The organism is Lentzea indica (assembly GCF_012184385.1).
In the GTDB taxonomy this organism is placed as follows: Bacteria; Actinomycetota; Actinomycetes; order Mycobacteriales; family Pseudonocardiaceae; genus Lentzea; species Lentzea indica.
Genome location: NZ_VSRL01000121.1, coordinates 1 through 26,415 on the forward strand (window position 1 = coordinate 1; position 26,415 = coordinate 26,415).

A 26,415-nucleotide genomic window follows, 5' to 3' on the forward strand; every position below is an offset into this window, starting at 1 on the left:
GTCCGGCGCCTGCTCAACGCCGCCGCCGACCATTGGGCGCACGGCGCGCCACACCGGTCGCGGGCCGTCCTGCGCACCGCGGTCCGGTTGACCGACGACCCGGAGCTGATGGCGCTCACGGATCTGGTCGCGGGTGGACTGGACCTGGGAGAGGGACTTCCGGACATCGCAGCTGACCGCCTGGTCCGCGCCGCGAAGAGCCTGGCCGGTACGCGCCGGACGCTCGCGGTCGCCGCACTGGGGTTCGCGGGCGAGGCGGCGAACATCGCCGGTGACCAGCGCAGGCACACCGCCGCGGCGGAGTTCGCCAAAGCGATCCGCCGCGGCGACGAACCACCGGCGACCCGCCTCACGCTCGACCACCTGATCGGGATGTCCGCGACGTTCGCCGGACGGCACGAGGAGGCGCTGCCCGCGCTCCGCGAGGTGGTCGAGCTCGCCGAGCAGGTTCCCGGCCCGCAGGCGCGAATCTGGGCCAGCCAGGCCGCCTACGTGCTGGGCGACGCCGCCCGTTCGCACGAGATGGCGACCAGCGCGGTGACGTCGGCGCGAGAGGGCGGGTTGACCGCGCTGGTGCCGTGGGCGTTGGTGTACCGGGCGTTGTCGGCGTTGCTGCTGGACCAGCACGACGCGGCGCTGACCGCGGCCACCGAGGGCGTGCACGCGGCGACGGCAATAGGTCAGCACAACGCGGTGGTCGACCACCTGACGATCCTCGCCCTGTTGGCGGCGTTGCGCGGCGATGCGAACAGTGCGCTGCACCGCATCGACACCGCCACCGAACACATGACGCAAAGCGGACTCATCCGGCCAGGCACGCTCCGCGCGTGGGCGTTCGCGTGCGTCGACCTGACGCGCGACCGGCCGGCCGACGCCCTGGGCCGGCTGCGGTTGCACTCCGGTCACGTCGGCATCAAGGTGATGGCCGCACCCCAACTGGTGGAGGCCGCCGTCGCCTGCGGCGATCCGTCCACAGGGGACAGAGCGCTCGCACGGTTCGAGAAGTGGGCGGGCACCACGGGCAGCACAGCCCGGCTGGCGCTCTCGCACCGCTGCCACGGCCTCCTGGCCAGCGGAACCGCCGACGAGCACTTCGAGGAAGCGATCCGGTTGCACCACGCCAGTGGCACCGCCATGGAACTCGCGAAGACCGAGCTGCTGTACGGCAACCGGCTGCGCCGCGGGCGCAAACCCAAGGCGGCGCGCGAACACCTGCGGGACGCCGTGCGCATCTTCCAGTCCTACCAGGCAGATCACTGGGTCGCCCGCGCCCGCGCCGAACTGCGGCGCGGCGGGTACACCGCCGGCGAGCCGGCGGACCAGGCCGCGCTGACGCCGCAGCAGGCGCAGATCGCCAGGCTGGTCGCCGAGGGCGCCACGAACCGCGAGGTCGCCGCGCGGTTGTTCCTGAGCCACCGCACCGTCGAGCACCACCTGCGCAACATCTTCGCGCGGCTCGGCGTGCGGTCGAGGGTCGAGCTGACCCGGAGGCTCGATTGAGCCAGACTTGTTCAACGCAGGAGGTTGTGTGCGCGACGACTACCGGCACTGGCAGCGGATTCCGACGCGGTGGGCGGACAACGACGTCTATGGACACGTGAACAACGTCGTCCACTACGCGTTCATGGACACCGTGATCAACACGTGGCTGATCAACGCAGGGCTGGACATCCAGGCCGGCCAGCAGATCGGCCTGTGCGTGGAGTCCCACTGCAACTACCGCGCCTCGGTGTCCTTCCCGGACGCGGTGGACGCGGGACTGCGGATCGGGCACCTCGGCCGGTCGAGCGTGCGCTACGAGGTCGGGTTCTACCTCGAGGGACGCGCAGACGTCGTGGCGGAAGGCCATTTCGTGCACGTGTTCGTCGACAGGACGACCCGCAAACCGGTGGAGATTCCGGCTGGCCTGCGGGCGGCGATGGAAGGTCTGGTGGTCGCGTGAAGACGCGAGGCGCGGTGCTGACCGGCGTCGGCCGGCCACTCGAGATCGTCGACCTCGAGCTCGACCCGCCCGGTCCCGGCGAACTGCTGGTGCGGGTGCATGCCACCGGCCTGTGCCACTCCGACCTGTCCGTGATCGACGGCTCACGGATCCGGCCGCTGCCCATGGTGCTCGGCCACGAGGCGGCGGGCGAGGTCGTCGAGGCAGGCCCGAACGCCGAGTCGCGCCGGGCGACCACGTCGTGCTGTCGTTCGTGCCCGCGTGCGGCGCCTGCCGCCGTTGCGTGTCCGGCCGGCAGGCGTTGTGCGAACCGGGCGCCGTCGCGAACCGCGAAGGCACGTTGCTCAGCGGGCACCGCCGGTGGACGCTCCCGGACGGCACGCGTCCGCACCACCACCTTGGTGTGTCCGGTTTCGCCGAGTACACCGTGATCTCCGACAGGTCGGCCACTCTCGTGCCGGCGGATCTCCCGTTCGACATCGCCGCGCTGTTCGGATGCGCCGTGCTGACCGGCGCGGGTGCGGCGTTCTACAGCGCTCAGGTCGTGCCGGGGGACAAGGTCGCGGTGTTCGGTCTCGGCGGGGTCGGCCTGGCGGCGGTGCTCGCGGCGGTGACGGCGGGTGCGACGCAGGTCGTCGCGGTGGACGTCGTCGAGCACAAACGACAGCTGGCCCTGACGCTCGGCGCAACGCACGAAACCGCAGGCGGGCCGGACGTCGTTTCCCACGTGCGGGACCTGACCGGCGGAGGCGCGGACAAGGTCATCGACACCACCGGCGTCGCGGCGGTGCTCGAACAGGCCTACGCCGCCACGGGTGTCGGCGGCACCACGGTCACCGTCGGGCTGCCGCACCCGGACCGGACCGTCACGCTGCCCGCACTGAACCTGGTCGCCGAGGAGCGCACGCTCAAGGGCAGCTACCTGGGTTCGTGCGTGCCGCGCCGGGACGTGCCGCGGTTCGTCGACCTGTACCGCGCCGGTCGGTTGCCCGTCGACGGGCTGCTGTCCGGGCGGCTGGGGCTGGCCGAGATCAACGAAGGGTTCGCCAGGCTCGCGTCCGGTGAGGCGGTGCGGCAGGTCGTCGTCATGGTCTGAGCGCCACTAGCTTGATGTGGCATGGAGAGCTTGGTGCGCGGGGCCGGCCGGATCGAGGCGCGGGTGCTGGCGGGCGTCGTGGTCGTGGCGCTCGTCGTGACCGGCCTGCAGACCAGGTCGCTCGGCACCTGGACGCTCGAGGTCGTCTGGGTGGTGATCGGACTGCCGCTGGTGCTGGCGCTGCGCGAGCGGTTCCCGTTGACCAGGTTGCTGTGCTGGCTGCTGGTTCTGCACGCGCTGGTGCTCTGTTATGGCGGGCAGTACACCTACGCGGAAACACCGCTCGGGGAGTGGGTGCAGGGGTGGCTCGGCACGCAGCGCAACAACTACGACCGCTTCGCCCACGTCGTCCAGGGTTTCGTGCCCGCGGTGGCGGTCAGGGAGGTGCTGCTGCGCCGCACGCCTTTGCGGCCGGGTGGCTGGACCTTCTTCCTCACCGTGAGCGTGTGCCTGGCGATCGGCGCGTCCTTCGAGCTGATCGAGTGGTTCAGCGCGCTCGTCCTGGGCAGCGGCGCGGACGACTTCCTCGCCACGCAAGGCGATCCCTGGGACACCCAGTGGGACATGTTCCTGTGCCTGTGCGGCGCGGTCGTCTCGTTGCTGGTGTGGCGCCGGATCCACGACCGTCAACTCGGACGCGCGGTGGACGGGCCGTGAGGAGGAGGGTCACCGGTGTGCCGGCGGAAACTGTTGTGCCCCATCAGATTTCCATCTCCTCGCGCCAGTCGGCGAACGGGTCGGCGAAGTCGAGCTCGCTGATCAGCGCCAGCTCCTCGTCGGTCACCAGTGCGGACCGCAGAGTCGCGACGATCTCGTCGGGTTCGGCCGACGTGGTGATCACGACGAGTTCCTGCGAGCGGTCGCCGTAGTAGGCGTCCCATTGGAGAGCGGCGGCCGCGCGGCGTTCCGCGTCGGCCTCGGACCAGTCGTCCGCCGCCGCGAGCCAGTGCCCCAGGTTGCCCCACGCGCAGCCCGCCGCCCGCGGACTCGAGCCACAGCGCCTGATCGGGCTGGCTCGCCACCCAGACCCGGCCGCGGGTGCGCACCACGCCGTCGAGCAGCACGTCCAGCGCGTTGTGCAGCCGCATGGGGTGGAACGGGCGCCGCTCGGTGAAGCGGACGACGGACACCCCGTGCGCGGGCTCCAGCGGAGGTCGTCCGTACAGCAGGGAGCCGAAGCCGTCGTCGAACCCGCCGCGCCGGGCGTTGCCGGGGATCGCGGCGAGCAACGCGGTCACGTCCAGTTCGTCGAGCCGTTGCCGCGGGGCGAGCGGGACCAGCCGGTCGAGCACGGCGTTCAGCACCGGGTCGTCACCCGTCAACACGAGCGCGTCCGCGAACTCCGCCTGGCCGACCACCAGCTGGGCGATGGTGCGCTCGTCACCCTCGGCGGCTCGCATGCCGCGGTCGTCGAGCGTGTCGCCGCCGGTCGCGTCGCTCAGCCAGGTCGCGCTGTCGATCACCGTGATCACGGCCTCGACGTCGATCTCGGTCTCGCTGAGGGCGAAGCAGACGGCTTCCGGTTCCAGCACCGGGTCGAGGTGCACGATGACGCGGCCGTCGAGCCGTTCGAGCAGCGGCACGAGGTCGAGGCGCAGAGTGCAGGACACGCAGCCGTGCGCGAGTTCGAGCACCGTCAGGCGGCCGTCGACCCACCGGCGGACCACGCCGTCGGCCAGACCGCTGAGATCGTGGCGGACCAGCACCGACTCCGGTGACGCGCGCCAGAGCTCGTCGGCGACGTCGTGGCGGGTGAGTCCGGCTACCAATACGACCTGTGCTGCCATGCCCGCAGCCTACATGACAATGGTTATCGTTACGTATAGTGGCCCGGCAACGGTGCCCGTCGCTCGTGGGCGGGCGCGAAGAGGTCACCGATGTCGGCCACGCGTTCGAGCACGTCGTCCGTGGTGAACACCAGCTGCTCCGGTTCGCGGCAGCCGCGGACCTCGTCCCACGTGACGGGCGTGGCAACGGTCGGTTCATCGCGGCCGCGCAGTGAGTAGGGCGAGATGGTGGTCTTGGCGGGGTTGTTCTGGCTCCAGTCGATGAGAACGTTGCCCTCACGGCGTGCCTTCGTCATGGTCGCCGTCACTTGCTCGGGCGTCTCCTGCTCGAACGCCACCGCGATGGCCTTCGCGTAGACCGACGGCGCCTGCGCGTTAGTGGTGTCGATGCCCGCGTAGACCTGCAGGCCCTTCGATCCCGACGTCGTGGCCACCGGGATGAGTCCGTCGGCGACGAGAACGTCGTGCAACCGCTCGGCCACCCGGCAGCAGTCGGCGATCGTGGTGCCGGGTCCGGGGTCGAGGTCGAACACGAGCCGGTTCAGAGGGTTGCGGGTGCCGTCGTCCGCCACGGTCCATTGAGGAACGTGCAGTTCGAGCGCTGCGAGGTTGGCCGCCCACACGAGTGCCGCGAGCTCGTGGAGAAGCGGGTAGCGCACGACCTCGTTGGCGTCGGCCCCTCGCCGCGAGCCTCCGCCGCGCAGCGGCACGGTCGGCAGCCAGTCCGGCGCACTGGCGTCGGCGTTCTTCTGGAAGAACTTCGGCCCGCGAACACCGTTGGGGTAGCGCACGAACGTGACAGGCCTGCCGCGCAGGTGCGGCAGCAGGATCGGCGCGATCCGGCTGTAGTAGGCGATGACCTCGCTCTTGGCGGTACCGTCCGGGTACAGGGGCTTGTCCAAATTGGACAGCCTGAGCGTCCGACCGCCGGCCTTGACCGTCACCTGGCCGGTGATCTCGGGCGGATCGGCCGGCGGAGGGCTGGGACGACCTGCTCGCGGCGCCGTCACCTCGGAGGGGTCGCGGTCGGCGCGAAGGCCGCGCCACGCGGTGTGCCTCAGCCTGCCGTCCTCGCCGCGGGTGAACTGCCGGAACCGCACCTCGCCGACCAGCACCGGGTCCACCCACCGGGCCCGCACGACGTCTTCGCGCGGGGGGAGTGGTGACGAACGGATGGCGGGAATGCTCCAGTGGCCGCAACCGGTCCCGCAGCTGGTCGCGCTCCTGCCGGGTGAAACCGGTGCCGACGTCCCCGATGTAGACGAGATCACCGGTGTCCGGGTCGTGCGCGCCGAGCAGCAGACCGCCGACGGTGCCGGTGAAGCCGCTCTGCCCGGGCCTCCACCCGCACACGATGACCTCCCGCGTTTGCGTGAGCGGATGCTTGTACCAGAAATCCGTGCGCTTGCCGGGGGCGTACGGGGCATCGAGGCGCTTGGCGACGAGCCCTTCGTGGCCCTCCGCGGCCACGCGCTGGAGCAGCCGTTGCGGGCTCAGACGCTCCGCGGCCAGGTCGCCGGGAGTGAACGACGGCACCACGGTCACGTGGAACGGATCGGGCATGGGCAGCTCGGTGAGCCGGCGCCGTCGCTCGTGGAACGGCTGGTCCAGGAGAAGCTGGTCGCCGAGCTGCAACAGGTCGAACACCAGGAACCGCACGGGGAGGTCGGTGAACGGCGTCGCGCGTCGAGCGGTCTGGTGCTTGCGGAACCGCCCGCGCCGTTGCTGCAGGAGGCCGAAGTCGATCTGGCCGGCCTCGTTGTAGACCACGACCTCACCGTCGAGCATCGCGGCACGCCCGTGCAGCGCCGTGCCGAACACGTCGGTCAGCTCGGGGAACTCGGTGGTGAGGTCGAGGCCGTTGCGGCTGGTCAGCACCGTCGTGCCGGCCGGGGCGATCCGCATCGTCACGCGGTAGCCGTCCAGCTTGTACTCGTACGCCCACTGCGGCCCCTCGCGCAGGCGGCCGTCGTCCGGCTTGGCGAGCATCGGCTCGATCCACGCGGGAACGGAGTCGTGTGCCAGGGGCATGGCGACCTCCGCTCCTGGGTATTGCTCAGTCACCAGGAATTCGAAGGTAGTCCGATCGGCCTAATTTCGCGCGCCGGTGAACTTCGGCGGCTTGCCCGAGTTGGTCCGTTCGGGCGCGAATCGGACAGGACAGGTGCTGTGTCAGTTGTTGACCACCAAGGCCTGGCTGTTGCAGTGTGGGAGCGCTCTCATGTTCGCGCTTCTCGCAACGGGGCGGGAAGCGACCCCTGCACGGACAAGGAGACGTGAATGCGCTTCACTGTGCCCAGAATCGTGCCCGCGCTGACACTCGTGCTGGTCGGGTCCATGTTCACCGCTCCAGCCCAGGCCTCTGGCGAGGCGATGTCACCCGGCCTGCTCTCCGCGATGAGCTCGGCGTTCGGGCTGACCGAACAGCAGGCGCGGCTGCGCCTGGAGAAGGAACAGCGCGCGTCGGTGATCGCGCCGCGCGCGGAAGCCGAAGCCGGCACCGCGTACGCGGGCAGCTGGTTCGAAAAGGACCGCCTGGTCGTCGCGGTCACCGACCAGGCGGCAGCACGCCGGGTCGAGGCCACCGGCGCGGAGACCGTGGTCGTCGGCCGCTCGGCGGGATCGATGACGGCCCACAAGAATCGCCTCGACGCCCTGTCCGCGACCGGCGCCGTGCCGTCCGCGGTCGCGAGCTGGCATCCCGACCCGCGCACCGGAACGGTCGTGGTGAACGTGGAGGCCGGCAAGCAGACGGCCGAGGTCGCCGCGTTCCTGGACAAGGCGCGCCGGTTCGGCGCGATCACCGTGCACACCGAGGGAGTTCAGCAGCCGCAGCCGTTCGCGGCGGGCACCGTCGGCGGCGACCCCTACTACACCGGGAACGTCCGCTGCTCCATCGGCTTCTCGGTGCACGGCGGCTACGTGACGGCGGGCCACTGTGGCGGGTCGGGCCAGCAGGTCTACGGCTGGGACCGCTCCTGGCAGGGCCAGTTCGCCGGATCCTCGTTCCCCGGCAACGACTACGCGTGGGTGCGCATCGGCGGCGGCTGGTGGACGGTCCCCGTCGTGCTGGGCTGGGGCACGGTGAGCGACGTGCTGGTGCGCGGCTCGTGGGAGGCACCGATCGGCACCTCGGTGTGCCGCTCCGGCTCGACCACGCATTGGCACTGCGGCGTGATCCAGAGCCGCAACGAGACCATCCGTTACGCACAGGGCGACGTGCATCAGATGGCGGGCACGAGCGTGTGCGCCGAGGGCGGTGACTCCGGCGGTTCGTTCATCACCGGCGACCAGGCCCAGGGCGTGACGTCCGGTGGCTACGGCAACTGCTCGAGCGGCGGCCGCACGTGGTTCCAGCCGATCAACGAGATCCTGAACGTCCACGGGTTGAGGCTGCACACCGCCTGACACCGCGGCCGGCTGTCCACCACTTCCGGGGTGGTGGACAGCCGGCACGGTTCAGCCGCGTGCGTTGACGTGGAGTGCGAGTGCGGTGCCGGCGCCGAGAGTGGCCGTGAACCTGCCGGACGGTGACGCGCGTGCATCCGTTGTTCTGCACGTCGCAGTACACGCCAGCGGGCAGCGCTGTCTGGAACGTGCGGCTCACCGGGAAGGTCTCGCGGTTGATCGCGACGAAACCCTTGTCGCCCCGGCCGAACGCGATCGCGTCGTAACCGTTGTCCCACCAGTTGTTCACGTCGGTTCCCGCGACGGTGTTGCGGAAGGCGACCATGTTCGCGATCTGGGTCCAGGTGTGCTGGCACTTCCAGCCGCTGAAGCAGACCGAGTTGCCGGGCGGACCGGCGTCCTTGTCGCTGAACTCGTAGCCCGAATACACCTGGGGCGCCCCGTAGTTCCACGCGAGCATGAACACGTTGGCCAGCGTGTAGGTGGAACCGTCCTTGTAGGACAGAGTGGAGCTGTTCCGTTCGGTGTCCCAGTTGTCCACGAACGGCCGCGCCTGACCGCTGGGCAGGAAGCCCCACGACTGCCCGAACGTGCGCAGATAGGCGAGGTTCTCGTTCTGGAAGATCCGCTTGAGGTCGTAGGCGTAGCGGAACTCGTCGACGTCACCGGAACCGGTGTACTCGCCGGGCTGCACCGCCTCGCCCGCGCCGTAGATCACCTCGTGCACCCAGAAGACGTTCGGGTTGGTGAGCTTGCCCTTGATCGCGGCGAGGTCGCCGGCGGCGATGTGCTTGGCGGCGTCGACCCTGAACCCGTCCACGCCCATGCCGATCAGCCGGTTGAGGTAGGCGGCGATCGCCCCGCGCACGTACTCGCTGCCGGTGTCCAGATCGGACAGGCTGACGAGCTCGCAGTTCTGGACGTTGTCGCGGTCCTGGTAGTTGCTGATCGGCGAGCGGCAGCGGTGGAAGTCCCAGTCGCTGTAGACGCCGGGGTAGTCGTACTTGGAATAGCCCGATCCACCGGTCCCGGTGCCGGATCCCGCGCTCATGTGGTTGATCACCGCGTCGGCGATCACCTTCACACCCGCGTTGTGGCAGGTGGTGACCATGTTCCTGAAGGCGTTCTCGTCACCGAGGCGCCCGGCGATCCGGTAGCTGACGGGCTGGTAGCTGGTCCACCACTGCGGACCCTGGACGTGCTCGGTGGCGGGGGAGACCTCCACGTACCCGTACCCCTTGGGTCCGAGCACGGTGGTGCATTCCGCCGCCACGCGGGCGAACGGCCATTGGAACAGCGTGACGGTGACGTCTTTGGCGCCCGGTGGCGCCGCAACACTTTGCACCGGAGTGGACAGTCCGACGATCAGCAACACCACGAACAGGGTGCGCGAAGCCGAGGAAACCACGTTGTCTCCTTGCTGCAGGGATTCACCCATGGTCGTAGCACCCGCGAGCACGCGGGGCCAAGCGTTGCAAGAACTTTCCGGCGCAATTCGGCCGTGGAGCGTACGGCCGGGTGGAGGAGCGGGCCTTGTCAGCCGCAGACGCGCTCGACCATGACCTGCCAGCTGGTGATGAGGTTGTCGATCACGGTGCCGGGATCAGGTGCGTCCTCGGTGTACAGGTACAGCAGGATCGGTCCCTCCAGCGCGGCGACCAGCTGGAGTGCCAGCGTGCCGCTCGCGGCCACGTCCGGACACGCCTCGCCCAGGAGCATCTGCACGTGGAACAGCGACGGGCTGTCGCCGATGGGGACCGGCTGGCCGGGGTCGAGAGCGGCACGCGCCAGAACGGTGTGCTCCACCAGGAACTCCAGCCGTGCCCGTCCGTACGCGATCAGCCGCTCGACCGCGGGTGCGCCAGGACCCAACGGTGGCGGGCCGCTCAGCAACCGCTCCTGGAAGCGCTTCTCCTCCTCGTCGAACAGCGCGTGGAAGATGCCGGCACGGGTGCGGAAGCGACGGAACACCGTGCCCTTGCCGAGCCCGGCCCGCTCGGCGAGTCCGTCCATGGTGACCTTGTCGGCGCCCAGCTCCTCCACCATCTGGCGGGCGACCTCGATCAGATGGGCACGGTTGCGCGCGGCGTCCGCCCGCTCCTCTCGCGGTCGGCCCAACGGCAGCGCAACAGGTTCCACAGCGGGAACGCTACCCGCTGGACACCCCTGACCTGTGTCAGGACGCCTGCTGCGTGGCGAGTTGACGTGCGCGCAGCGGTGCGAGCGCCTCGCTCCAGTCGACGAGCTCGTCGATCATGGTCGTGAGCGTGGTCGACTGGATCTCGGTCGGGGTGAAGTGGGTGAAGCCCTCGAAGTCGTGGAACATCGAGAGGGACACGCTGGTGCGCACGTCGGCGAGCTTGAGCTCGCCCACGATGAGGCGGAGGTGCTCCACGGCCCTGGCGCCGCCGACGGCGCCGTAGGAGACGAAACCGACCGCCTTGTTGTTCCACTCCGCGAAGAGGTAGTCGATGGCGTTCTTGAGTGCGCCGGACGTGGAGTGGTTGTACTCCGGCGTCACCATGATGAAGCCGTCGAAGCCGGCGATCTTGGCTGACCACTTCTTGGTGTGGTCGTGCTGGTACTGCCCGAGCATCGGGGACATCGGCTCGTCGAGGTGGGGGAGTGGGAAGTCCTGGAGGTCCACGAGCTCGAAGGTCGCGTCGGTGCGCTGTTCCGCCTGCTGGAGAACCCAGCGCGCCACCTGCTCGCCGTTCCGGCCGGGGCGGGTGCTGCCGATGATGATTCCGATGTGGGTCATGGACGTTCCTTTGCCGAGTCGACGCCGAGATGGACACTAAGCGGACCGTACCCCGCTTGCTGAAGCGGACTCTACCCCGCTTAGGTGTGCTGTGGGTCACAGGAGGTCGAGATCGGGCATGCTGATCACGGATCGTCCAGTCGTGCTGTGCAGGGGGGCAGGAGTGCGCGTAGTTGTCGTCTCCGGGGGCGATCCGGGCCATGTCGTGCCGGCGATCGCGTTGTGCCTGAGGTTCGCGGAGGCCGGCGACACCCCGATCCTGTTCACCGGCGACCGGTGGGTCGAGGCCGCCGAGAGCGCGGGAATCACGGCGTCACGGGTGGCCGGCCTGGCGCTCGCCGACCTGAGGGACGAACCGGATCTCGGTCTTGCGCTGCACGAGCAGGCGGCGGTTCTGGCGTTGGCCCTCGCCCCTGAGCTGGCCGCTCTCGCACCAGATCTGGTGGTGTGCGACGTCCTCGCGCTCGGTGCGAGCATGGCCGCGGAACTGCTCGGTGTGCCGTGGGCGCAGCTGTCGCCCCACCCGCTCTACGAGCCGTCGAGAGGGCTGCCGCCGATGGGCAGCGGGCTGGCCGCCGGAACCGGTGTGCGAGGCAGGCTGCGAGACGCGGTGCTGCGGACGATGACGGCCAGGTCGATTCGTCAGGGCGACCGGCAACGTGCCGTCGTACGACGGCGGATCGGGCTGAGCGAGCGGGGAGCGGGGCCGGAGGTGCGGTTGATCGCGACGTTGCCCGCGCTGGAGGTGCCGCGCCCGGACTGGCCGGCCAACGCTCACGTGGTCGGGCCGCTGTTGTGGGAGGCGAGCCGGCAGAGGATGAGCCCACCACCGGGGACGGCTCCGCTGGTGATGGTCGCCCCGTCGACGGCGTGGACCGGGGCCGCCGACATGGCGGGGATGACGCTCACCGCGTTGCAGGACATGGGTGTGCGGGCCGTGGTGTCGACGTTCGGACCGGCACCGGCCGGTCTGCCGGAGTGGGCGCGGTCGGGGCCGGGCAGGCAGGACGAGTTGTTGCGCGAGTCGTCGGTGCTGGTCTGCGGTGGAGGGCACGGCATGCTGACCAAGGCGTTGCTGGCGGAGGTTCCCGTGGTGGTGGTGCCGGGTGCGGGCGACCAGTGGGAGATGGCGAACAGGGTCGCCAGGCAGGGTTGCGGGGTGATCGTTCGTCCATCCACTGTGGACGGTTTGCGGGATGCCGTGGCACGGGTGCTCGCTGATCCGGGTTTCGCCGCCGCGGCGGCGAGGGTGGCGGCGACCGCGGCCGATGTCCGCGACCCCGTTGAGGTGTGCCGCGCCGCGCTCACCACGCGCTGTAACGCTCCGCGTGGCGGCTCGGATTAACCCGCCATGGGCCGAGCCGCTGCCACACGGCCCCATCCGAGCGCGCGACATTCCGCGCCACGAGTACTTGTCCGGAAGGCGGTTTGCGTGTCCGACGGTTTGATCCGTGTGACCGGCGACCAGGTGGTGTTCGGCGAGGCGGTCTCGCGCATCACGGAGTCACTGAGCCCGCTCGGCCCAGCCGGCCGGCACGTCGCCGAGTCGTACGCCCTGGACGCCGAGATGCGCCGGCTGAACCTGGAGGAAACCAGGGCCGCCGACGACAAGCAGATCAAACTGAAGGTGCTGGACCAGCGCAGGCGGGAGTCCTCCGCGTCACTGCGCCAGATGCAGCAGCAGCTGGGCCGGGCCGACGTCAGCGCGCTGGCACTGCGCGAGTGCATGGTCAACATGCAGCGCGAGACCGTCAAACCAGGGCTGCCGCTGGCAGAACGCCGCGCCTACATCGAGCTGACCCAGCACTTCACCACGATGCTCGTCCAACATCATTCCGACCTCACCGGTGGGGTGGCGGACGTCATCGACAAGGTCCTCAACGGATCCGGCGCGGCGGCCCTGGCGCCGGCGCCGAGGCCTCAGGCTCGCCAGCGGCGTGGTTCTGGGCAGCAGGGCGGCCGCACCGGACGTGATCGCGGCGGACGCCGATGACGGCGGGGTGCTGAATCATGGCTCGTAGACGCAACGGCTGCGGTGGTTGCGCTGTCCCACTGCTCGTCGTGTTCGGCCTGTTCTTCGTGATGCCGCTGATCATGCTGTTGGTGTCACCGGCAATCGCGGCGCACATCGTGCTCAGCGGATCGCCGGCTCAGGAGGTCTACCTCTCGGAGTGGCTGTGGGCCTCGGCCGCCTCGTTGCCACTGGCCCTGATGCTGGTCCGGTCAGCGTTGAAGCGGAACGGCCGGCTGCGCGGCGGGCCGATGATCAAGCGCTGGCTGGGGATGCTTGCGCGCGGAGCGGTGCTGCTCGGCGCGATGAACGTGGCCGCGTTCGTGAAGTTGAAGCCCACCGGACCCGACGGCCAGGTCATGGAGGACGGCATGCCTGCCCTCCTCGTCGCGGGCTTGGTCGGCGTGGCCGCGCTCATTGCGATCAGGCTGTGGGACCGCCGCCCGCGGCGCGTCACGGTCCAGGAGGTGCGCGCGGCGGCCGCGGAGGCCGACCGCGCTCTGCGTCGCGTCCGTGCCGAGAACGAACGAGTGCGCCGGCAGGCCGAGCAGGTGCAGGCGCGGCTGACGAAGATCCGCGCACGGGCAACGGGCCCGGCGGGTCACCCGCGAGACCGGTCGAGCAGGCCGAAGCAGCCTGAGCACGCGGGCCGGAACGCGCCCCGGTCCGACATCGACTTCCACGCCTTGCGCACCTTCCACCGGGAGTCGTACCAGTGCGCCGACACCGCGCACATGGCCTACCACTCGGCGCAGAGCTCGCTGCACACGATGTCGTACCTGGTGCGCCGGGCGCGGCTCGCGCCGCATCGCATGGTCTGGCAGGGCCCGGCGGCCAAGCGCGCTCGCGCCGAGATGCACGCCGCCGCGACGCACCTGGCCCGTTCACACGTCGAGCTCCGGGCACAGGTTGACCAAGGGTTGGGCATGGTCCGCGACCTGAACGCCAACACGTCCGACCTCAAGCTGGAGATCCGCGACAGCTGCGGCGAGCCGGGACAGCAGTGGTTCGATGCGCTGGAAGAGCGCATCGAGAAGGCGCGCGAGGAACGCCGCACGAGCGGCATTCGCTGACGGCTGAGCTGGAGGTCGTGGATGCGCCTGCATCCGGGTGAGGCCGAGGCAACGGGCTGGCGGGTCGAGAAGCTGTCGGATGTCGTGCGGCGACTGCGCGAAGCAGCACCCGACGTCGCCGGGCGTCCTCTTCTCGTCGCGGTCGACGGGCGCGGCGGCGCCGGGAAGTCCACGCTCGTCGAACGACTGCGAGTGATCGTGCCCGCCTCCGAGGTCGTGCACACCGACGACATCGCCTGGAACCACGCGTGCTTCGACTGGGGAGATCTCATGGCCGAGAACGTCCTGCGGCCCCTCCACCGGGGCGAGGCCGTGGAGTTCCGGCCGCCGGCCTGGATCGAGCACCGCCGGCCAGGTGCGATCCGCGTCCCGGCAGGGGCGGACGTCGTGTGGGTCGAGGGCACCGGGATCATCCGCGAGGACCTCGCCCCGTGGATCGACGCCTCGATCTGGCTGCAGGGTGATCTGGACGAGCAGGAACGCCGGCTGGTGGCACGCGACGGCAACTCCGCCGCCCAGCAACGGCACATCGCCGCGTGGCTGGCGGAGGAACTGCCGTTCATGCTCCGCGAACAGCCGTGGCGCAAGGCGACGATCGTCGTGGGCAGCACGACCGGGCTCCGGCACGACCCCGACACCGAGATCGTCATCGCTTGTTGAGCCGCACGGCGCGCTGTGCCTGCCGGCCGGCACTGTGCCCCCGGTACGTCATCGGGTACCACGCAGCAGCGGCCGGACCAGATCGTGGATCCGTTGCGACGGCTCGAGTCCGAGCTCGGCGCGGAGCTGGTTGCGGTAGTCCGTGTACTGGCGCACGGCTTGGGCCGGATTGCCGTCCGCCAGGTGCAGTTCAACGAGAGTGCGGTGAGCGCTTTCGCGCAGCGGATCGCTTCGCACCGCGGCGAGAGCCGCCTCGTGAGCGCGGTGGAAGTCGCCGTTGGAACGGAAGCGCTCGCTGAGCGACTCGAGCGCCCGCAGCCGCACCTGCCACCACCACTCCTGCTCCGCCTGGACCCAGGGTTGCTGCCAGCCGGGCAGGAGGTCGGCCTTGAGCAGGCTGAGGACGGTGGTGCTGGTGTCAGGCGCGGCGATGAGCTCGCTGGCACGCCAGAAGTCCACGTGGACGTTGCCGCCGAGGCGCAGCGTGTCGTCGACGAGCTCGACCAGCGTCGCGGACGGCTTGCCCAAGCGCCACAGCGACGAGCGAAGGCACGCCGCCGCTCGTCTGCTCGTCGCCTCGGGCCACAGCAGGCTCGCGGCCACGGCGCGCGTGATGGGCGACTCCCTCAAGGCGAGCAGAGCCAGCAGGCGCCGCAGGCCGGGGACCAGGTGGACCTGGACGTCGTCGCAGTCGAGGCGGAAACCGCCGAGCAGCTTGATGTGCAGCCGCCGTTCTGAGTCTCGTGTCATCCGGTTCGTCCATCGTGATCGGGTGTGCGGTCTCGCCGGATGCCCGGAAATCGGCCGCTGACACGGAATCCGCGGAAATTTCCTCCGTCCTGACCAGCCGCCGTGACGCGGGCGTGGCGCCGGGGTGGCGCCGGTGGGGCGGGCGCGTCATTCCCGCGACCTAGCGTCGCCTTCTGGTTCAAGCACGGGAGGCGACATGTTCCTGCACACCAGCAGGTTGCAGTTCGAGGCGAAGCCGGATCGGCCGGACGCGCACTACGCGCGCAAGCTCCAGGAGCTGATCGGCGGCGCGTTCGGCGAGATGACGGTGACGATGCAGTACCTGTTCCAGGGCTGGAACTGCCGGATGGAGGGCAAGTACAAGGACCTGATCATGGACGTGGCGACGGAGGAGATCGGCCACGTCGAGATGCTCGCGACGATGGTGGCGCGTCTGCTCGAAGGCGCACCCGCCGACGTGACGGCCAAGACGGTGGCCGATGACCCCGTCGTCGCCGCGGTGATCGGCGGCATGGACCCGCAGCAGGCCATCGTCAGCGGTGGCGGGCCCACGTTGTCGGACTCCAACGGCGTGCCGTGGAACGGCCGTTACATCGTCGCGAGCGGCAACCTCATGGCCGACTTCCGCGCCAACGTCGCGGCGGAGGCACAAGGCCGGTTGCAGACCGCTCGGCTCTACAACATGACCGACGACAGCGGTGTCCGCGACATGCTGCGGTTCAACCTCGCCAGGGACACCGCGCACCAGAACATGTGGCTCGCGGCGATCGAGGAACTGCAGGAGGACGGCCTCGAGGGGCCGATCTCGCCCAGTGCGCTGTTCGACGAGGAGTACGCCGAGCACGCGGGAACGATCTGGCACAACTCCGACGGGCCCGCGGGTGCCGAGGGCGGCTGGGCGTCCGGGACCGCACCGGACGGCGTGCGCGAGTTCTCCTACGTCATGCAGCCGGAACCGTTGGGCGGCAAGGGGACGGCGCCCAAGCCCGATCCGCTGCTCTACGCCACCAGCCCCGCCAACCTCGGGCTGATCGAGAAGGCCATCCGCAAGCTCACCTGAGGAGGACCTTTCTGATGGTCGGCATCACGATGCCAGCTCGCGTCCGATCCGCCGCCGTCGTCATGGGACCCGCGTTCGTCGTCGCGGTCGCCTACGTCGATCCCGGCAACTTCGCGACGAACATGGCGGGCGGCGCCACGCACGGATACCTGTTGTTGTGGGTGATCGTCAGCGCGAGCCTGCTGGCGATGTTCGTCCAGTACCAGTCGGCGAAGCTCGGCATCGTGACCGGCCGCAACCTGCCGGAGCTGTGCCGCGAGCACTACCCGCGGCCGGTGACCCACCTGTTGTGGGTCCAGGCGGAGCTGGTGGCCATGGCCACCGACCTGGCGGAGTTCGTCGGTGCGGCGGTGGCGCTGAACCTGTTGTTCGGCGTGCCGCTGCTGCCGGCGGCGCTCATCACAGCGGTGGTGTCGTTCGGCATCCTCGCACTGGCGCCCTTGCGCAGACGGCGGTTCGAGTCGGTCATCGTCGGCCTGCTCGCGGTGGTGCTGGGCGGTTTTCTCTACCAAACCCTCCACCTCGGCCCGGTGACGGGCGCCGTGGCAGGGTTGGTGCCCGGTTTCGCCGGCGTGGACAGCGTGCTGCTCGCGACGGGCATGCTCGGTGCCACGGTCATGCCGCACGTGATCTACCTGCACTCCGCGCTGACCCAGCGGCACCACCGGGTGGAACCGGCAGGCCGCCGCAGCGCGTTGCGCGCGTCCCGAACCGACATCGTGGCGGCGCTCGGTGTCGCCGGAATGGTGAACGTCAGCATGCTCGTGGTCGCGGCCGGCGCCTTCCACCAGGGCGGTGCGCCGCGGGAGTCGTTGGAGGACATGCACTCCGGTCTCGGCCTCCTGCTCGGACCTGGCGCGGCGCTGGCGTTCGCGCTGGCCCTGCTGGCGTCCGGGCTCGCCGCGTCGAGCGTGGGCACCTACTCCGGCCAGGTCGTGATGGAAGGGTTCCTGCGCAGGCGAATTTCGTTGTGGATGCGCCGGCTGGTGACCATGGCCCCCGCACTGGCGGTGCTCGCGCTGGGCGTCGACCCGACGAAAGCGCTGGTGATGAGCCAGGTCGTGCTGTCGTTCGGCATCCCGTTCGCACTGGTGCCGCTGGTGCTGCTGGCCCGCCGCCGCGACGTGATGGGAGCGGCGGCCAACCGGCGGGTGGTCACGACGGCAGGCGCGGTGGCCGCCGCGGTCATCTCGGGCCTGAACCTGTTCCTGCTCGTTCGCACGGTGGTGGGCTGAGGTAGATCCGTTGCGGTTGCGGCGAAAGGCCCCGTTTGCGGCGAATTTCCCAGGGTAGCTCGTAGTCCTGGACAAGACGACGAGCTGAGGAGTCAGCCGTGACAGAAGACCAGACGGGTGGAGTGCGCACGGCGGCCGGGAACGAGGGCGTCGAGGTCGCGCAGCACGCCAAGGACGCGGCAGGGCAGGTGAGCACGACCGTCCGGGAGCAGGCCCAGCACGTGACGCGGGAGACCGCCGACCAGGCCCGCCACGTCGTCAGGGACGTGCGGGAACGTGTTGCGGCGGAAGCGGAACAGCAGGCACTGCGGGTGTCGAAGCAACTCGGGCGCATCGCCGACGAGCTCAGTGAGATGGCGGGGAACGCACCGCCCAGCTCGATGTCGGCCGGTGCGATCCGGAGCGCCGCCGACACGAGCAGGCAGGCCGCCCGGTTCCTCGACGAACGAGGCGCGCAGGGACTGCTCGACTCGGCACGGGACTACGCCCGGCGCAAGCCCGGTACGTTCCTGCTGGGTGCCGCCGTGGCCGGGTTCCTGGTCGGGCGCGTCGCGAAGAGCGCGACCGGCGGCGACCAGGGTCAGCGGCAGCAGGGCGGGACGGTGCCGGTGGCGTCGGAACGTCCTGACGTGACACCGGAGTACGGCGCGCCTCTGACGCCGAGCGCGTCGCCTGCCGTTCCCGCGGCGGGGGTGCCGCATGTCGAGCCCTGAGGTGCCACCGGTGCGCGCGGACGCGGCGACGCGCGATGAGTCGATCGGCGACCTGATCGGTGAGCTCAGCGGTGACCTGTCCAAGCTGATGCGGCAGGAACTGGAACTCGCCAAGGCCGAGTTCCGGCAGGAGGCCGTCAAGGCGGGCAAGGCGACCGGAATGCTCGCGGCCGCCGGGTTCGCCGGCTACCTGACCACCGTGCTGCTCAGTCTCGCGCTGGTGTTCGCGCTCGGCGCGGTCATGCCGCTCGGCTGGGCCGCGCTGATCGTCGCCGCGGTGTGGGGCATCACCGGACTGATCCTCTACTCCACCGGACGCGCCAGGCTGCGCACTGTCAACCCGAAACCCGAACGCACGGTCGAAACGCTGAAGGAGGACGCGGAATGGGCGAAACACCCGACCAAATAAGGCGTGACATCGAGGTCACCCGCGCAGAGCTGCGGTCAGACACCAACCGCCTCGTCGACCACGCGAGCCCGCGGAGCATCGCCCAGCGGCGCGTCCGCGGCGTGCGGCGGGGACTGACCGCGATGAGGGAGAGAGTGATGGGCACCGCCACTCAGGCCGCGTCGACCGTGCGGGAACAGGGACACGACACCGGGACGGCCGTCGCTGAGCGAGCGGAACAGGCCGTGCAGGCGGTGCAGGACGCGCCGCACCGGGTCGCCCAGCAGACGCAGGGCAGTCCGCTCGCGGCGGGCCTGATCGCGTTCGGCAGCGGTCTGTTGCTGGCGGCGGTTCTGCCCAGCACCGATACCGAACAGCAGGCGGTGCGGCAGCTTTCCGACAGCGTCGGTGACTCGCTCGAACCTGCCAAGGAAGCGATGGCGGAGTCGGCGCAGCACATCAAAGAGGACGTGAAGTCTTCGGTGAGTGACGCCGCGGGAGAGGTGCGGCAGGTTGCCTCGGACGCCGCTCAGACCACGGCCGAACACACCAAGGAGGCCGCGCAGGACGTTGGCGGACATGCTCGCGAGTCGGGGCAGCGGGTGGGCGGCGAGGCCACCGGGCAGTGAGATGACCGAACCGGGGCACCGTGGTGGCTTGGCCACGACGGTGCTCCGATTGATCCACAAAGGATGGCGGCGCCCCAGACGGCGCCTGGTGGCTCGGCCACGACGGGCGACATCTGGTGGCACGGCCATGACGGCGCTCTGGTCCGTCCACAAGGGACGGTTGGCGCCGCCGCAGGCGACACCAGCGCGGCGGCGATGATGATCTCGGTTGTGCGGCAGGCCGGAGCGCGGCGTCAAGCGGTCGGCACCAGCGTCCCGACTCGTCTGGAAGCGCGTGATCCCCGCTGCCACAAGCAGGTGACCTCAGGGGTCCATTCCGCCGTCACCGCCTCGGCCCTCGGGCTCGGACTCATCCCGCCCCCGATGCGGCCGCCGGGGTTCTCGTCGGCCACGGTGGGACGGGTGTGCTCACCGCCGATGTCGGCGTCCTCCTGCTCGCTCTCGGCGGTCACGCGATCGGGCTCGGGCGCGCGGCTGGTCATCGCCACTCCTTCTGCCAGGCGTGGTGCGTGTCTAGGCGCCTGCCAGCAGACGCAGCATCGCCTCGTCATCGGTCTGGTCGATCTCGGTCCGCAGCGCGGCGACTTTCTCCGGGAACGGCACCGGCACGCGTTCCTCGGCCGCCTGCACCGGGCCGGGCAACAACAGGAGGCCCGCGCCGTCGTCCGAGCGCGTGATGCGCAGCCTGCCCTCGCGCTCCGCTTCGTCGAGCAGCGGCAGCTCTTCGCGAGCCAGGCGTTGTTCGTCCTCGTCGAGCCGGTCGAGGACGAACCGCCGCAGTTCGTCGGTGTTCATGGCGCTGGGGTATCCGTTCCGTCGCCGGATACGCCTGATCAGCTGACGGCCGGTCCCGCCGAGCCGGACACGGACAGTTCCTTGAGGAACTCGTGGCACTGCCGGGCGCGGGCCGAGTCCTCCTTCATGATCTGCTCGAAGAAGTCGGCGATGTCCTGACGGCCGGCGTTTCCCGCGTCACGGACGTACTGGCCGTAGTCGTGGCCGGCCTTGAGTGCGTGGTACTGCACGGAGATCAGGTCGTAGGTCACGTCGTCGAAACCGGTCTCACCCGTTGCCATGGTTGCCTCCGGTGTAGTCGGCTTTGGCGCCCGCACGGTGGTTGGGCCGCTACGGGGCCGGGTACCCACGGCGGACCTGGCCGACGCGTGGAGACCGTCAACTCTGCTCCAGGCGTTCAGCCGCTGGTGGCGGAGTCGAGCAGGTTCTTCGCGACGTCGCGGAGTTTCCTGTTCTCGCGCTGCGACCGTTCGACGAGCATCGAGAAGGCCTCGTCGGCTGTGCAGGTGTGCACCGCCATCAGAACACCTTTCGCCTGCTCGATGACAGCACGGGAAAGCAGCGCTTGCTCGAGATGCCCGATGTGCTCACGGAAGCGTTGCGCGCGGTGGGCGCTGGTGATCGCGGCTGACGCCGTGGTCGTGAACAACCGCAGGAGTCCTTCGTCGAACGGGTCGAAAGCCGTCGTGGTGTAGCTGTAGATGTTCAGCGAGCCGATGTGCTGGGCCTGGCCCCGGTCCGACGAGGGCAGCACCACGGGGACCGAGAGGTAGGCGCAGATGCCGTGCTCACCGGCCGCCGCCTCGAACTCCGGCCACTCGTCGAGGTGCTCACCCACGACCGCCCTGACGACCTGCAGCGAGCCCGCCGCCTGCAGGCACGGTCCGCGGTTGGCGCTGTACTGCTTCTCGTCGACGTCCACGAGACGGGTGTCGGTGGCCGCCGCCGTCCTGGGTTGGTCGAGGTCCATCACCGACACCGTCACGGCGTCGGCGTCGGGGATCGCCCTGGCCGCTGTTTCTGCCAGCCGCTGCAGGGAGCTGTCGAGCGGCTCCTCGCCGGTGAGCCCGTCGCGCAGCGCCTCGAGCGCTTCGGTCGTTTCGTCGAGGCGCGACAGGGGGTCAGGCCGGTCTGCGTTGAGTGATCGCTCGGGAGATGGTGGGAACGTGCGCAGATCGTCGGCCATGCCGTGGTACCTCCATCGTCAGAGCAGGGTCCACGGCGCCGGCTGTTTGACGCGCGTCCAGCGCATGCTACGGCTGTTGCTCACCGCGTGGCTTCACCCGGTGGAGCCTGATCGAGGGACGGGGCGGCCGTGACCGTCGCCCGGCAGGACGCCAGATCCCCGGTCGTGGATCTGCTCATCAGGCGCGATGCTGTGATGCCGGGGCAGGGGAATGATGATGGTGGACCACGTGTCGAGCGCGTGGGGGACCAGGGCTCGGCCTGGCGGCAAGACGGTGTTCGTGTTGATCAGGTGTGGCCGGTCCGCCTGATCCCCGGTCACCTGGCCGGGCAACGACTTCACCGATTCCGAGATTCCTTCCGGCTCGCCTTCCATTGTCGTGACCACGCGCAGTGCGAAATCGATGTCGACGCGTTATGTGTTCGAACTATTCGACGCGGGCGTCGTCGAATGGTTCGATGTCGGCAGTGCACTGCTACGCACAGTGGTCCTCTGAGCCGCGTCAACAGCGTGCGGGGGCAATCACAGCGGCGCGTTCTGTGAAAGATGGCGAAGTATTTGATTGAACCTTTTTCGTTCTTGACGATCACGTTGCCGGTGATAACACTGCCTCGACAACGACGGCCATCTTGTTTGTGTCACAGATTGTTCGGCTCTCATCACGTCAGGACCGCCCATTGCCCAGTACAGCCGAGTCCGGCGTTCACAGGACGTTTCCGGGGATCGTCCGCCGCTTCTGGTGGCGCACCAGCCAGTCCGCGAGGCTCGCGATCATGTGCCTCGGGGTGCTCACGGCGCTCGTCACCACCGGCGCGGCCGGCTTCGTCGGTGGTGAGCTCCCGCGGGAGCAGGGGAGCACGGGACTCGACGCGGCCTTGCACAGAGGCGATGCCTTTGAGGTGACCGTCCACACGGTGTCCGATGTGGACTCGTTCGAAGGCATGGAACCCGCCACCGGACTCTTCTTCCACGCCCAGGTCGCCGGGATGCGCCCGATCGCAGGCTGCCGGCTGACCGAGTCGCGCGCTACGGCTCAGAACCTGTTGCGCGGCAAGAACGTGTGGCTCACCGTCAAGAAGGACGGCGTTTCCGGGAGCGATCGGATCGCGGTCGACGTGCGGCTGCCGGACGGGGCGGACTACGCGCAGACCATGGTGCACGACGGCGCGGCATCGGCTGACCTGTCGACCCGCGGCGAGCTGGCGTCGGTCGAGTCCGCCGCTCGTCAGGAACGCCGCGGCGTGTGGGCGGCCGGCTGTGCGCCAGGCGAAGTGACGGCTTCCAGCGAGCCCTCGTCCTCCACGCCGGCCCCGACGACGACCACAACCACGACCACCGCGCCCGCGACCGAGTCTTCCGCACCGCCGTCGCCCGCACCGCCGGTCACGTCCACCTCATCACCGGAGCCGGACGACGACGAGTGGATGAACGAAAGGCTGGGCAAGCCGTGCCTCATCGAAGGCGCGCGGCGGACGTCCCCGAGCGGCGGAGAGATGGTCTGCGCCCGCAACGGCAAGAACCAGCTGAGGTGGCGACGTGTGGACTGAAGATCGTGTTGATCTGTTCAGCAAACCGGTCCACGACGACGACACGGCGCCCGCCCTGGCCCACGGCGGCCCGCCGCGCGGCCTGACCGGGGACGGCTCGATCCGCACGACGGGCTGGCTCCAGGTCGGCGACCATCCCGTGAGCTCGGCGCACGTCGCGGCGGTGGCGGGATTGCTGTGGGCGTTGGTCGGCGCGGCCGCGCTGGTGAGCACCTTTCCGGTCGTCGCAGGCATCTTGGTGATCACGACCCCTGTGCTGTGCGGTGCTTCGTGGTGGCTCCTCACCACGCGGGTGCGGCCGGCGTCCTCCGCCCGCAACATCGGGACGAAGCGCGCGGACGAGCTGGCGCCTGGCGACCTGGTCCGGCTGTACGGCTCGATCGGCCCGATCGGTCAGGTGGTCGCGGTGATCTGCGACGAAGGCGTTCGCGTGACCTTCCGCGGCGGAGGGAAGCGGTCGTGGACTCGCGGCCAGGTGGTGCACGTCGCGGAGTTGCTCAGCTGACGCTTTCGAATGTTGAGAACATCTGGATGTTGTGAGTATCCTGCGGCCGCGACGAGGAACGGAGCGGTGATGGTCCGGCTCGCCAGGGCACAGCAGCAGGAACGCACGCGCGCGGCCGTGCTGGCGGCGGCGAGGGACGAGTTCGTCGAGCACGGGTATGCCCTGGCGAAGGTCGACAGGATCGCTGAGCGGGCCGAGCTGACTCGTGGGGCGGTGTACTCGAACTTTTCCGGCAAACGAGCGCTGTACCTGGCAGTGCTGATCGACCTGGTCGAGAACGCCGTCACCGCCGAGTCACCGCCACCCGTGTCGCTGCCGGACGCGTTGGGCTCGTTCGCCAGGGTCTGGCTCGAACGGTTGCCGCTGGTCGGCGACACGGCGTCGGGAGGGCGGCTGCAGCTGCGCTCGCTGGCCAGCGTCCTCGACGACGACCACGGGCGGATGGTGCTGGCGCAGGTCGCGCGGCTGGAGGCGTTGTTGCTCGGCATGGCGCTGGAGTCCTGTGTACCGGCTGGCGGGGAACGGCGGGTGCGGCTGGCGGCCCTGGTGCTGACGTTGCTCAACGGTTCGGGGCATCTGGCGGAGAACGCGCCGGGGTCGGGTGACCCCTTCGACGTTGCCCGCGCGTGTGAGCACCTGTCCGGGCTGGATCTCGCTGACACCTGGGCACCGCCGCACCTGCCGTTCGTCGAACCGGCGCAGCCGTGCGGGGAGACCTGGGATCCACCAGGAGGCCTCGTGGACCGGATCAGCGGGGCGCCGGTCGACCTCGGCGCCGACGGTGTGGTCGTGGTGCTCGGAGCAGGCCGTCTTGGTGCGGCTGAGGAAGCAGCCCGGTCCGGGGAACAGGTGACGGTGGTCGTCGTCGCGAGTGATCCTGCCGAGACCGGCCGTCTCGTGCGGCTGAGGGTCTCGGACCTGACGGGATGCCTGCGCCGTGTTTTCCGCGCGGACGCGTTGCCGTCGCTGCGTCTGGTGCTCGACGACCCGGCTGTGGTGGCCGCGGCGCTCGGGCTCCCCGATCCCGGTGACGACACCGAAGCGGCGGTGCGCGTCCAGGGCGGTGCGATCGTTGCCCGCGCTGAAGGGCGAGGCGCTGGTCTTGCCGTGGCAGGGTCGAACTCCACGCGTCGGCGGAAGGCCGGACGATGAGCCGTCCCGTGACCGGGGACGATCTCCTGGTGCTGCACACCCTGCGCTGCATCGGCTTCGCCGGTCCCTGCCGCATCGCCGCCGCGACAGGCATGACAGAGTCCGAAGTGGAGTCCGAGCTGATCGATCTCGGGGTCGCGGGTCTGGTCACGCACCTGCCCGGCGAGTTCGGCGGGTGGGGTTTGACGGACGCCGGCAGGGCAGCGGATGCCGACCGGATCACCGGCGAGCTGGACTCGGCCGGTGCCAGGACCGCCCTGACCGCGGCGTTCGAGGGGTTCCTGGTGCTCAACCCGGAACTGCTCGACCTCTGCACGGCGTGGCAACTCCGGTCCGTCGAAGGCCTGATGACCGCCAACGACCACACTGACCCGTCCTATGACGGCCGCGTCCTCGACCGGTTCGCCGAGTTCCATCGGCGTGCGGCTGTCGTCTGCGCCGAACTGGCCGCGGCCCAGCCCCGCTTCGGCCGCTACGAGACCCGCCTCACCGAAGCCCTGCAACGGGCCGCCGCCGGCGCGTTGGAGTACGTGGCCGACGACGTCGCCTCCTACCACGCGGTGTGGGCGGAGCTGCACGAAGACCTGCTGGCCACGCTCGGAATCCCGCGATGAAGTGGATTCGGCGGTTGTCCGCCGACACCGGCGCGACGGCGGAAACGATCGGCGGAAAGGCGCACGGCCTCGTGGTCCTGCACCGGCTCGGGCTGCCGGTACCCGCCGGGTTCGTCGTCACGACCGAGGCGTGCCGGTCGTTCTTGCGCGACGGACGGCTTCCCGACGGACTCGGCGACGAACTCCGCACCGCCATCACCGGCCTGGAAGCCGCCACCGGACGCGACTTCGGAGGAGCGCGGCGGCCGTTGGTGGTGTCGGTGCGTTCCGGGGCGAGCGTGTCGATGCCCGGCATGATGAACACGATCCTCAACCTCGGCCTCACCGCCGCGTCCACCGCCGCGCTGGCGGCCGAGACCGGCGACGAGCGGTTCGCACTGGAGTCACGGCGGCGGTTCCTGGCTGGCTTTGACCGGCGGGTTCCCGACGACGCGACCGGGCAGCTGGGGCTCGCGGTGGAGACGGTGTTCTCGTCGTGGGACACACCGCGTGCGCGAACCTACCGGGAACTGCACGACGTTCCGCACGACCTCGGCACAGCCGCGATCGTCCAGACGATGGTGTTCGGAAACCGGGACGAGCACAGCGGTACCGGGGTCGCGTTCAGCCGCGATCCCAACACCGGCGCGGACTTCCCGTTCGGCGAGGTCCTTTTTGGACAGCAGGGCGAAGACGTCGTCTCCGGCCGGTCGCGGACTCTGCCCTTGCCCGAGCTCGCCGATCGGGAGCCGGCGGTGTGGGCCGGCCTGCTCGACGCGTTGCGCCGGATCGAGGAGCACTACCGCGACGCCTGCTACGTCGAGTTCACGTTCGAGGCTGGCGAACTGTGGCTGCTGCAGGTCAGGCCCGGCCGGTTCGCGGGCACCGCCGGTGTCCGCGTCGCCACCGACCTCGCCGAGTCGGGTGTGATCGAGCGTCACGAAGCACTTCTCCGGGTCTCACCCCAGCATCTCCGGCACGTCCGGACGCCGCGGATCGCCACGGAGGATGCCGACGTGATCGCCATAGGCCTGGGTGCCTGCCCCGGCGTCGCGACCGGCAGGGTGGCGACCACGTCCGACCAAGCGGTGCGGATGGCCGCGGCCGGTCCCGTCGTCCTGATG

30 protein-coding genes and 1 pseudogene are annotated in these 26,415 nt (G+C 69.9%); 20 read left to right on the forward strand and 11 right to left on the reverse strand.

Features of this window, described 5'->3' with window-relative positions; all coding sequences use genetic code 11:
• The 5 genes from FXN61_RS28280 to FXN61_RS28295 form a co-directional block, all read left to right on the forward strand.
• A partial coding sequence (locus tag FXN61_RS28280; RefSeq protein WP_167977051.1) for a helix-turn-helix transcriptional regulator occupies positions 1-1,500 on the forward strand: 1,500 nt, incomplete at its 5' end.
• A 28-nt stretch (positions 1,501-1,528) separates the two neighbouring features.
• The gene (locus FXN61_RS28285; RefSeq protein ID WP_167977052.1) at positions 1,529-1,942 is read left to right on the forward strand and encodes an acyl-CoA thioesterase; all 414 of its coding nucleotides are present in this window, start codon (positions 1,529-1,531) and stop codon (positions 1,940-1,942) included.
• Positions 1,939-2,373: an alcohol dehydrogenase catalytic domain-containing protein gene (locus tag FXN61_RS56545; protein WP_376770755.1), complete on the forward strand. Its 435-nt coding sequence runs from the start codon at positions 1,939-1,941 to the stop codon at positions 2,371-2,373. Before FXN61_RS28285 ends, FXN61_RS56545 begins: the two co-directional genes overlap by 4 nt.
• A complete protein-coding gene (locus FXN61_RS52875; RefSeq protein ID WP_312878054.1) occupies positions 2,346-3,038 on the forward strand; it encodes a zinc-binding dehydrogenase in 693 nt (230 codons plus the stop codon). Before FXN61_RS56545 ends, FXN61_RS52875 begins: the two co-directional genes overlap by 28 nt.
• Before the next feature lie 21 nt (positions 3,039-3,059).
• On the forward strand, positions 3,060-3,695 hold the full coding sequence (locus tag FXN61_RS28295; RefSeq protein ID WP_167977053.1) for a DUF2238 domain-containing protein: 636 nt from the start codon (positions 3,060-3,062) through the stop codon (positions 3,693-3,695).
• Here the strand turns inward: FXN61_RS28295 and FXN61_RS28300 are convergent.
• The 3 genes and pseudogenes from FXN61_RS28300 to FXN61_RS52885 form a co-directional block, all read right to left on the reverse strand.
• Positions 3,665-4,825 carry a GTP-binding protein gene (locus FXN61_RS28300; RefSeq protein ID WP_246292117.1) on the reverse strand — a complete coding sequence of 387 codons (1,161 nt, stop codon included), beginning with the start codon at positions 4,823-4,825 and terminating at the stop codon, positions 3,665-3,667. The genes FXN61_RS28295 and FXN61_RS28300 overlap by 31 nt on opposite strands.
• A 29-nt stretch (positions 4,826-4,854) precedes the next feature.
• Complete coding sequence (ligD, locus tag FXN61_RS52880) at positions 4,855-5,949, reverse strand: non-homologous end-joining DNA ligase (protein ID WP_376770758.1); 1,095 nt, start codon at positions 5,947-5,949, stop codon at positions 4,855-4,857.
• Positions 5,923-6,856, reverse strand: a pseudogene (locus FXN61_RS52885) (ATP-dependent DNA ligase); the annotation flags it as partial. The gene ligD and the pseudogene FXN61_RS52885, both read right to left, overlap by 27 nt.
• A 249-nt stretch (positions 6,857-7,105) precedes the next feature.
• On the opposite strand from FXN61_RS52885, the gene FXN61_RS28315 reads away from it, so the two are divergent.
• Positions 7,106-8,233 (forward strand): S1 family peptidase, encoded by a 1,128-nt coding sequence (locus FXN61_RS28315; protein WP_167977054.1) that lies wholly within the window; start codon positions 7,106-7,108, stop codon positions 8,231-8,233.
• On the opposite strand, the gene FXN61_RS28320 is transcribed toward FXN61_RS28315, so the two are convergent.
• The 3 genes from FXN61_RS28320 to FXN61_RS28330 all read right to left on the reverse strand — a co-directional run bounded on the left by FXN61_RS28320 (position 8,187) and on the right by FXN61_RS28330 (position 10,994).
• Positions 8,187-9,641: an alpha-amylase gene (locus FXN61_RS28320; protein WP_312878051.1), complete on the reverse strand. Its 1,455-nt coding sequence runs from the start codon at positions 9,639-9,641 to the stop codon at positions 8,187-8,189. The two genes, FXN61_RS28315 and FXN61_RS28320, sit on opposite strands and share 47 nt — an antisense overlap.
• Positions 9,642-9,769: 128 nt before the next feature.
• The gene (locus tag FXN61_RS28325; RefSeq protein ID WP_312878052.1) at positions 9,770-10,372 is read right to left on the reverse strand and encodes a TetR/AcrR family transcriptional regulator; all 603 of its coding nucleotides are present in this window, start codon (positions 10,370-10,372) and stop codon (positions 9,770-9,772) included.
• Positions 10,373-10,409: 37 nt separating this feature from the next.
• Entirely contained in the window at positions 10,410-10,994 is a 585-nt protein-coding gene (locus tag FXN61_RS28330; RefSeq protein ID WP_167977056.1) for an NADPH-dependent FMN reductase, read from the reverse strand.
• A 163-nt stretch (positions 10,995-11,157) separates the two neighbouring features.
• Between FXN61_RS28330 and FXN61_RS28335 the strand changes: the two genes are divergently transcribed.
• From FXN61_RS28335 to FXN61_RS28350, 4 genes are all read left to right on the forward strand, one after another.
• Positions 11,158-12,339, forward strand: a complete 1,182-nt coding sequence (locus tag FXN61_RS28335) for a glycosyltransferase (RefSeq protein ID WP_167977057.1) — start codon at positions 11,158-11,160, stop codon at positions 12,337-12,339.
• A gap of 87 nt (positions 12,340-12,426) precedes the next feature.
• Positions 12,427-12,987, forward strand: coding sequence for a hypothetical protein (locus tag FXN61_RS28340; RefSeq protein ID WP_167977058.1), 561 nt, complete (start codon positions 12,427-12,429; stop codon positions 12,985-12,987).
• 17 nt (positions 12,988-13,004) lie between these two features.
• Entirely contained in the window at positions 13,005-14,078 is a 1,074-nt protein-coding gene (locus FXN61_RS28345) for a hypothetical protein (protein ID WP_167977059.1), read from the forward strand.
• A 21-nt stretch (positions 14,079-14,099) separates the two neighbouring features.
• Entirely contained in the window at positions 14,100-14,738 is a 639-nt protein-coding gene (locus FXN61_RS28350; RefSeq protein ID WP_223165636.1) for a uridine kinase family protein, read from the forward strand.
• A gap of 48 nt (positions 14,739-14,786) precedes the next feature.
• Here FXN61_RS28350 and FXN61_RS28355 read toward each other — a convergent pair whose 3' ends face one another.
• Positions 14,787-15,488, reverse strand: a complete 702-nt coding sequence (locus FXN61_RS28355; protein WP_167977060.1) for an AfsR/SARP family transcriptional regulator — start codon at positions 15,486-15,488, stop codon at positions 14,787-14,789.
• A gap of 196 nt (positions 15,489-15,684) precedes the next feature.
• Between FXN61_RS28355 and FXN61_RS28360 the strand changes: the two genes are divergently transcribed.
• From FXN61_RS28360 to FXN61_RS28380, 5 genes are all read left to right on the forward strand, one after another.
• Entirely contained in the window at positions 15,685-16,548 is an 864-nt protein-coding gene (locus FXN61_RS28360) for a manganese catalase (protein WP_167977061.1), read from the forward strand.
• Between the two features lie 14 nt (positions 16,549-16,562).
• Positions 16,563-17,783 (forward strand): Nramp family divalent metal transporter, encoded by a 1,221-nt coding sequence (locus tag FXN61_RS28365; protein WP_167977062.1) that lies wholly within the window; start codon positions 16,563-16,565, stop codon positions 17,781-17,783.
• Positions 17,784-17,881: 98 nt separating this feature from the next.
• Positions 17,882-18,496 (forward strand): hypothetical protein, encoded by a 615-nt coding sequence (locus FXN61_RS28370; protein WP_167977063.1) that lies wholly within the window; start codon positions 17,882-17,884, stop codon positions 18,494-18,496.
• Positions 18,483-18,905, forward strand: coding sequence for a phage holin family protein (locus FXN61_RS28375; protein WP_167977064.1), 423 nt, complete (start codon positions 18,483-18,485; stop codon positions 18,903-18,905). The genes FXN61_RS28370 and FXN61_RS28375 overlap by 14 nt, the downstream gene beginning before the upstream one ends.
• Positions 18,881-19,513 (forward strand): DUF3618 domain-containing protein, encoded by a 633-nt coding sequence (locus FXN61_RS28380; protein ID WP_167977065.1) that lies wholly within the window; start codon positions 18,881-18,883, stop codon positions 19,511-19,513. Before FXN61_RS28375 ends, FXN61_RS28380 begins: the two co-directional genes overlap by 25 nt.
• Positions 19,514-19,746: 233 nt before the next feature.
• On the opposite strand, the gene FXN61_RS28385 is transcribed toward FXN61_RS28380, so the two are convergent.
• The 4 genes from FXN61_RS28385 to FXN61_RS28400 form a co-directional block, all read right to left on the reverse strand.
• Entirely contained in the window at positions 19,747-19,995 is a 249-nt protein-coding gene (locus FXN61_RS28385; RefSeq protein WP_167977050.1) for a hypothetical protein, read from the reverse strand.
• 31 nt (positions 19,996-20,026) lie between these two features.
• Entirely contained in the window at positions 20,027-20,308 is a 282-nt protein-coding gene (locus FXN61_RS28390; protein ID WP_167977066.1) for a hypothetical protein, read from the reverse strand.
• A 38-nt stretch (positions 20,309-20,346) separates the two neighbouring features.
• Entirely contained in the window at positions 20,347-20,589 is a 243-nt protein-coding gene (locus FXN61_RS28395) for an acyl carrier protein (protein ID WP_167977067.1), read from the reverse strand.
• A 116-nt stretch (positions 20,590-20,705) separates the two neighbouring features.
• The gene (locus tag FXN61_RS28400; RefSeq protein ID WP_167977068.1) at positions 20,706-21,494 is read right to left on the reverse strand and encodes a GAF and ANTAR domain-containing protein; all 789 of its coding nucleotides are present in this window, start codon (positions 21,492-21,494) and stop codon (positions 20,706-20,708) included.
• Between the two features lie 677 nt (positions 21,495-22,171).
• Between FXN61_RS28400 and FXN61_RS28405 the strand changes: the two genes are divergently transcribed.
• The 5 genes from FXN61_RS28405 to FXN61_RS28425 all read left to right on the forward strand — a co-directional run.
• Complete coding sequence (locus FXN61_RS28405; protein ID WP_167977069.1) at positions 22,172-23,041, forward strand: thermonuclease family protein; 870 nt, start codon at positions 22,172-22,174, stop codon at positions 23,039-23,041.
• Complete coding sequence (locus FXN61_RS28410) at positions 23,031-23,546, forward strand: hypothetical protein (protein WP_167977070.1); 516 nt, start codon at positions 23,031-23,033, stop codon at positions 23,544-23,546. Before FXN61_RS28405 ends, FXN61_RS28410 begins: the two co-directional genes overlap by 11 nt.
• Before the next feature lie 69 nt (positions 23,547-23,615).
• A complete protein-coding gene (locus FXN61_RS28415) occupies positions 23,616-24,698 on the forward strand; it encodes a TetR/AcrR family transcriptional regulator (protein ID WP_167977071.1) in 1,083 nt (360 codons plus the stop codon).
• Between the two features lie 8 nt (positions 24,699-24,706).
• On the forward strand, positions 24,707-25,312 hold the full coding sequence (locus FXN61_RS28420) for a transcriptional regulator (RefSeq protein ID WP_312878053.1): 606 nt from the start codon (positions 24,707-24,709) through the stop codon (positions 25,310-25,312).
• Positions 25,309-26,415: PEP/pyruvate-binding domain-containing protein (locus tag FXN61_RS28425; protein WP_167977073.1), on the forward strand; the 1,107-nt coding region annotated here is incomplete at its 3' end. The genes FXN61_RS28420 and FXN61_RS28425, both read left to right, overlap by 4 nt.